Source organism: Asticcacaulis biprosthecium C19, from assembly GCF_000204015.1.
Taxonomy (GTDB): domain Bacteria; phylum Pseudomonadota; class Alphaproteobacteria; order Caulobacterales; family Caulobacteraceae; genus Asticcacaulis; species Asticcacaulis biprosthecius.
This window is the reverse complement of record NZ_GL883078.1, coordinates 999,899-1,007,159: the sequence shown is the minus strand read 5'-3', so window position 1 is coordinate 1,007,159 and position 7,261 is coordinate 999,899. Positions and strand designations below refer to the sequence as shown.

At 62.7% G+C, this 7,261-nt stretch carries 3 protein-coding genes; 1 reads left to right on the top strand and 2 read right to left on the bottom strand.

What is annotated here, in order from left to right; translation table 11 throughout:
* Positions 1-123: 123 nt before the first annotated feature.
* On the top strand, positions 124-2,553 hold the full coding sequence (locus ABI_RS14885) for a ThuA domain-containing protein (protein WP_006273863.1): 2,430 nt from the start codon (positions 124-126) through the stop codon (positions 2,551-2,553).
* Between the two features lie 44 nt (positions 2,554-2,597).
* Here ABI_RS14885 and ABI_RS14880 read toward each other — a convergent pair whose 3' ends face one another.
* Positions 2,598-3,989: an efflux transporter outer membrane subunit gene (locus ABI_RS14880; RefSeq protein ID WP_040309308.1), complete on the bottom strand. Its 1,392-nt coding sequence runs from the start codon at positions 3,987-3,989 to the stop codon at positions 2,598-2,600.
* Between the two features lies 1 nt (position 3,990).
* A complete protein-coding gene (locus ABI_RS14875; protein WP_006273861.1) occupies positions 3,991-7,164 on the bottom strand; it encodes an efflux RND transporter permease subunit in 3,174 nt (1,057 codons plus the stop codon).
* Positions 7,165-7,261 lie beyond the last annotated feature (97 nt).

Genomic DNA, 7,261 nt, shown 5'->3' with positions numbered 1-7,261 from the left:
ACCGTCGGTGGAATAGCCCCTTCCGTCATCTCGCTTCGCTCGATGCCACCTCCCCCGTAAACAGGGGAGGAGAAGAAAAGAAAAACAACAAAAAACGTCCTTGGGGACGATCGAGAGGAAACAATGGCAATAGTTCAAAGACACGGTCTGAGCCGCGCAAAACTGCTGTTCGGGCTGATACTGATGCTGGCCGCCCTGGCTGTAGCCTTTGCCGCCTGGGCGGCTACCAAGGCCCCGGCCAAACCGCTGATGGGGGCGCAGGTCCTCGTCTTCTCCAAGACCGCCGGCTTCCGTCACGATTCCATCCCGACCGGCCAGGCCGCGCTGAAAGATCTGGCGCAAAAGCAGGGCTTCATCGTCACCGTTACCGAAGACGCTTCCGTCTTCACAGACGACAATCTGAAGACCTATGACGCGGTCGTCTTCCTCAACACCACGGGCGATATTCTGGATGAAAACCAGCAGGCCGCCTTCGAACACTTCATCCAGTCGGGCGGTGGCCTGCTGGGCATCCACGCGGCGACCGACACCGAAAGCGACGGCAAGTGGCCGTGGTACACCAAGCTGATCGGTGGCCATTTCAAACACCACCCTGCCATCCAGGAAGCCCGTCTGGTCGTCGCCGACCCGCATAACCCGGCCATTGCCGCCGATCCGGCCCTGGTCAAAAAGGGCGAGCTGCGCTTCACCGACGAATGGTACGACCATCGCAATGTCAGTCCCTTCCTGCACCATATCCTGAAAATCGACACCCAGAGCTACCAGGGCTCCCAATCGCAGGGACTGGCCAACATGGTGTGGTCGAACGAGTTCGACGGCGGTCGCGGCTTCTATATCGGCCTGGGTCACCGCAACGAGTCCTATGCCGAACCGATCATGCAGCGCCTGATTATCCAGGGCCTGACCTATGCTGTCGGCAAGAAAACCCGGGATTACAGCAAGGTCCGTCCGGCGGCCGAGCGGATGACGCGCGAAACCGTCGTTTCCAATATGAACGAGCCAATCGCCTTCGACTTCCTGCCTGACCGCAGCATTCTGATCATCCAGCGCGGCGGCGAGCTGATCCATGTCGATCCGACCTGGGGTGCGCGCCGCACCGTCGGTAAAGTGGCCTTCGACTCGTCGAACGGCGAACACGGCGCCTATGCCCTGGCCGTCGATCCTGCGTTTGCGTCGAACCGCATCCTTTACATCCAGCATTCCAAACGCGGAAAAGCCGGCAAGATGATGAACCGCGTCGGCCGTTTCCGGCTGGACGTCAAGGCCGGCCGCCTGACCCCGGTCGATACTCTGATCGATATCCCGATCGAGGACACCTGTTGTCACACCGGCAGCGGTCTGCTGTTCAACAAGGCCGGCGAACTGTTCATCACGACGGGCGACAACACCAATCCATGGGACAAGACGGTCAATGGCTTTGCGCCGTTGGACAACCGTCCGACCGGAACCGACATGGACGCCGCCCGCTCGTCGGGCAATACCCAGGACCTGCGTGGCAAGATCTTGCGCATCCGGCCCAAAGCGGCCGGCGGCTATACCGTGCCCAAGGGCAACCTGTTCGCAAGCCCGAAACAGGGCCGTCCGGAAATCTACGCCATGGGCTTCCGCAACCCGTATAGCCTGGCCCAGGACCCGAAGACGGGCTACCTCTATCTCGGTGACGTCGGTCCGGATTCCAGCGTCGACGACGCCAATCGCGGTGTCCGCGGTCATGACGAGATCAACGAGATCAAAAGCCCCGGCAACTACGGCTGGCCACTGTTCATCGGCAATAACTTTCCCTACCACAAGCATGACTTCGTCACCGGCACCAATGGTCCGGCCTTCGATCCGGCACGTCCGGTCAACCCGTCGGCGCGCAATACCGGTATGAAGGTGCTGCCGCCGGCGCGTCCGGCCCTGCTCTACTATCCGTACAACGAATCCTCGGTCTTCCCGGAACTGGGCACCGGCGGCCGTTCGGCCACGGCGGGCGGTGTTTACCGCCGGCTTAAGACCCCTGCGACGACCAACCTGCCGGTCTGGTACGACGGCAAGCTCTTCATCTCCGACTTCGTGCGCAGCTATGTGAAGGTGGTCGATTTCGACAACCAGGGCCAAGTCCGCCAGATCGTCGACCTGGCGCCGAATGTGAAGATCGACAATCCGATCGACATGATGTTCGGTCCGGACGGCAATCTCTACGTCCTGGCCTATGGGCCGAAGTGGAATGCCCCGAACCCGACCTCGGGTCTGTACCGCATCGTGTTCCGGCCAGGTGAGTTGGAGCCGATGGCGGCGGCCGTGGCGGAGGCGCCGGTGTCACCGGCCCTGGCGCTGATCGAGGAGAATGCCTGCCTGTCCTGCCACCAGATTGACGAGGAGTCGGTCGGGCCGTCGTACAAGCAGGTGGCGGAAAAGTACCGCGACCGGGCCGATGCGGTGGACTATATCGCCGGCCGCATCGGTGCCGGCAGCACGGGCGTGTGGGGCAGCCCCCACGCCATGCCGGCATTTGAGGGCATCAGCGAAGACGATCGCAAGGTTCTGGCGACCTATATCCTGGCGCAGTAGAAAACCTGATACCTCCCCGCGCCCTTAGCGCGGGGAGGTATTTTTTACTCGAAACCTCCGCCGAGCGCAGCGTACAGATTTACAAGGTTGACCGCCCGCACCAGGCGGATGCTGATCAGCTGCTGCTGAGCGCCATAAGATGTCCGCTCCGCATCGACCAACGTCAGCCGCGAATCCACACCTTGCGTAAACCGTGCCTGCGCCAAAGCGTTGCTGTCGGCCGCGGCCTCCACCACCCGGGTCTGGGCCGCCAGCCGTTCATCGATCGTCGACCGCGTCGCCAATTGATCCGAGACGTCGCGGAAAGCCGACTGGATCGCCTGTTCGTACTGGGCCAGGGCGATATCGCGGCTGGCATTGGCGACGCCCAGATTGGCCCGGTTAGCCCCGCCGGCGAAGATCGGCACCGAGATTGACGGTGAGAAGGTCCAGGTATCCGTCCCGTCGAACAACTGCCCCAGGTCGGTCGAGGCCTTGCCGACCGAACCGGTCAGCGAGATGCTGGGGAAGAAGGCGGCGCGGGCCGCACCGATATTGGCATTGGCGGCCTTCAGATTATATTCCGCCGAAAGCACATCCGGCCGCTTCAGCAGCACCTCGGACGGCACGCCCACTGGCAGGTCAGCCAGCACGGCCCTATCCGGGAAGGCATCCGGCAAATTTTCCGCCGCGACGTCCGCGCCGACCAGCAGTCGCAGCGCGTTCTGGTCCTGCTGCACCAGCGCACTCAGCAAAGCGACGTCACCGCGGGCCTGCTCGGTCAGCACCTGGGCCTGGCGCAGCGCCAACTGATCTGACGCACCGGCATCGAACCGCCGCTGCGTCAGGTCCAGGCTTTCCTCACGCGACCGCAGGGTCTCGCGCGACAGACGCAGTTGCTCCTGATCGGCGGCCAGGGTCAGCCAGGTCGAGGCCACAGCCGAGATCAGGCTGATCTGGGCAGCCTTTCGGTTCTCACCGGCCGCGAAATAGGTGCCCTGCGCCGCCTGGCTGAGCGAGCGCACGCGGCCGAACAGGTCGATCTCCCACGCCGCGCCGATCGTGGCGGAATAGACTTCGGTTTCGCCGACGGGATTGCCCGAGGTGTCGACCTGGCCCGTATCGCCGCGCGTGCCGGAAAGGCCGGCATTGACGCCGGGCAGCAGGCCAGCGCGCTGGATGCGGTACTGCTGGCGGGTGCGTTCGACGTTGAGCACCGCCACGCGCAGGTCGCGGTTGTTGTCCAGCGATTGGGCGATGACCGCCTGCAGACGCGGGTCGAGAAAGACCTGCCGCCAGGCCAAGGTCTGGGCCTGCGTCTCGGCGGAAACGCTCAACGCCTCGGCCGGAAACTGGCCCGGCACGGGCAGGATGCCGCGTTCATAGGTCGGGGCCATGGTGCAGGCGCTCAAGGTCATGGCGCCCACAGTGGTCAGCAGAGCGAGTCTGGCAAGCATATCAGTGCCCTCCGTGAGGGGTGGAGTCGTTGTCGAGCAGGGCTTCGGCTTCGCGCTGCAGGGCCAGTTTCTTCAGATGCTTCTCGTCGGCTTTGAAGATGCGTTCGATGATGACGAAGAACAGGGGAATAAAGAAGATGGCCAGGAAGGTCGCCGACAGGATGCCGCCGATCAGTCCGGTGCCTATGGCGTTCTGGCTGCCTGAGCCCGCGCCGTTGGCGAAGAACAGCGGCGAGATGCCGAAGGTGAAGGCCAGCGAGGTCATGATGATCGGGCGCAGGCGGATCCGGGCCGCCGCCAGGGTGGCGTCGATCAGGCTCATACCCCGCTCATGGTTATGCTTGGCGAATTCGACGATCAGGATGGCGTTCTTCGCGCTGAGGCCGATGATGGTCAGCAAGGCCACCTGGAGGTAGATGTCGTTCGACAGTCCGCGCAGCATGGTGGCCAGCAGCGCGCCCAGGACGCCCAGCGGGATGACCATGACAATGGCGATGGGGATCGACCAACTTTCGTACAGGGCCGCCAGCAGGATGAAAACCACGAAGATGGACAGGGCGTAAAGCATGGGGGCTTCGGCACCGGACTGCTTTTCCTGCAGGCTAAGGCCCGTCCATTCGTAGGAAATGCCGGGCGGCAGGGTGGCGATGATCTTCTCCATCTCCGCCATGGCCTCGCCTGACGACTTGCCGGGCGCGGCCATACCCTGGATGTTCATCGCCGGCGCGCCGTTATAACGTTCCAGGCGCGGCGAGCCGAATTCCCAGCGCGAGGTAGCGAAGGCTGTGAACGGCACCATCTGACCCTGGTCGTTGCGGACATACCATTGGTTCAGGTCCTCGGGTCTCATGCGGAAAGGGGCATCGGCCTGGACGAAGACCTTCTTGACGCGGTTGCGGTCGATAAAGTCGTTGACATAGGCGCCGCCCAGGGCGGTTGACAGGGTGGCATTGATATCGGTCAGGCTAACACCCATGGCGCCGGCCGCGGCCTGGTCGATGTCGAGCTTCAGTTCCGGCGTGTCTTCCATACCGTTGGGACGTACGCCCATCAGGGCTTGGTTCTGCGAAGCCGCCCCCAGGACCTGGTTACGCGCATTCAGCAGGGCGTTGTGGCCGAGGCCACCGACATCCTTTAGCTGGAGATCGAAGCCCGAAGAATTGCCGAGTTCGGTGACCGCCGGCGGGACGATGGCGAAGGCCATGGCGTCGCGGAACTGGCTGAAGGCACCCATGGCACGGCCAGCGACGGCAGGCGCTTTTTCGTCGGCCTTCTTCCGGTCGTGGAAGTCCTTAAGGCGGACGAAGGCCATGCCGGCATTCTGGCCAGGGCCCGAGAAGGAGAACCCGGAGACGGTAAAGGCGGATTCGACGGCCGGGTCCTTCTTGAAGTGGTCGGCAACCTGATCGAGGACCAAATTGGTGCGTTCCTCGGTAGCGCCCGGCGGTAATTGGACGATGGTGAACAAGATGCCCTGATCTTCATCCGGCAGGAAGGAGCTCGGGATGCGCGTAAACAGAACGCCCATCACGACGACGATCACGGCGAAGACAGCCATCCAGCGGACGCTTTGGCCAAGGATCTTGCCGACCGTGTTGCGATAGCTGTTGGCCATCCGGTCGAAATTGCGGTTGAACCAGCCGAAGAAGCCCTTCTGGCTGCGTTCTTGCGTCACCGGCTTGAGCAGGGTGGCGCAGAGCGCCGGGGTCAGCACCAGGGCGACGACGACCGACAGGGCCATGGCCGAAACCAGGGTGATCGAGAACTGGCGGTAGATGACGCCCTGTGACCCGCCGAAGAAGGCCATGGGAATAAACACCGCTGACAGGACCAGTGCGATGCCGACCAGGGCGCCGGTGATCTCGTTCATCGACTTGATGGTGGCGGCCAGGGGCGGCAGCTTTTCCTCGTGCATGACGCGTTCGACGTTTTCGACCACGACGATGGCGTCGTCGACCAGCAGGCCGATGGCGAGCACGAGACCGAAGAGTGTCAAGGTGTTGATCGAGTAGCCGAAGGCCGCCAGCACGGCGAAGGTGCCCAGCAGAACCACCGGCACGGCGATGGTCGGAATGATGGTGGCGCGCCAGTTCTGAAGGAACAGGAACATGACCACGAAGACCAGGACGACAGCTTCGACAAGGGTCTTGACGACCTCTTCGATCGACAGCTCGATAAACGGCGTCGTATCGAAGGGCACGACGTGATGATAGCCCTTGGGGAATTGTTTGGCCAGTTCATCCATCTTGAGCTTCACCGCCTTGGCGGTATCCAGCGCGTTGGCGCCGGTCGCCACGCTGATGGCGATGCCGGTGGCGGGGCGTCCGTTGAACTTGGCCGTGCCACCATATTGCTGCGCACCCAGTTCGATGCGGGCGACGTCGTCGAGCCGGACGATGGCGCCGGTGGTGGAGTTCTTGACGATAATCTGACGGAACTGGTCGATCGTGGTTAGGCGCGACTGGGCTGTGATGGTGGCGTTTAGCGCTGTCCCCTTGACCGCGGGCAAACCGCCCAGTTGACCGGCCGAAACCTGGGTGTTCTGGGCGCGGATGGCGCCCATCACGTCGGTCGGAGTCAGGTTGTAGCTGGTCAGCTTGTTGGGATCGAGCCAGATCCGCATGGCGTACTGGGCGCCAAAGTTCTGAATGGTGCCGACGCCGTCGACACGGCTGATCTGGTCGACCAGAGTCGAGGACATATAGTCGCCGAGGTCATGGTCGGTTACGGTGGCGTCGTCCGAATAGAGACCGATGACCATCAGGAAGCCGCCGGCGGCCTTGGCGACGGTCAGTCCTTGCTGCTGGACTTCCTGCGGCAGCAGGGGTGTGGCCGACTGCAGCTTGTTCTGGACCTGGACCTGGGCGATGTCGGGGTCGGTGCCGGCCTTGAAGGTCAGGGTGACGCTGGCGGCGCCGCTCGAGTCCGAGGTCGAGTTCATGTACAGCAGGCCGTCGATGCCCTTCATCTGCTGTTCGATGATCTGGGTGACCGAGTCTTCCACGGTTTTCGCCGAGGCGCCGGGATAGAAGGCCGAGACCGAGACCTGGGGCAGGGCGATCTGCGGATACTGCGCCACCGGCAGGTTGGTGATCGAAAGGATACCCGCCATCATGATGACGATGGCCACGACCCAGGCAAAGATCGGACGGTGAATGAAGAAACGGGAGAGCATTGCCGGTATCCTTTTAGGAATGGGCGTGTCAGGTCTTAAGTTCAGCGGGTCGTTACGACCCGAGATTGCTTTGAAAATTTGTCAGGCTGAGCCGAAA

Excerpts from the sequence above, each read along its gene's own strand:
- ABI_RS14885 (WP_006273863.1), top strand. The coding sequence starts at position 124 with ATGGCAATAGTTCAAAGACACGGTCTGAGCCGCGCAAAACTGCTGTTC.
- ABI_RS14875 (WP_006273861.1), bottom strand. The coding sequence starts at position 7,164 with ATGCTCTCCCGTTTCTTCATTCACCGTCCGATCTTTGCCTGGGTCGTG.
- ABI_RS14880 (WP_040309308.1), bottom strand. The coding sequence starts at position 3,989 with ATGCTTGCCAGACTCGCTCTGCTGACCACTGTGGGCGCCATGACCTTG.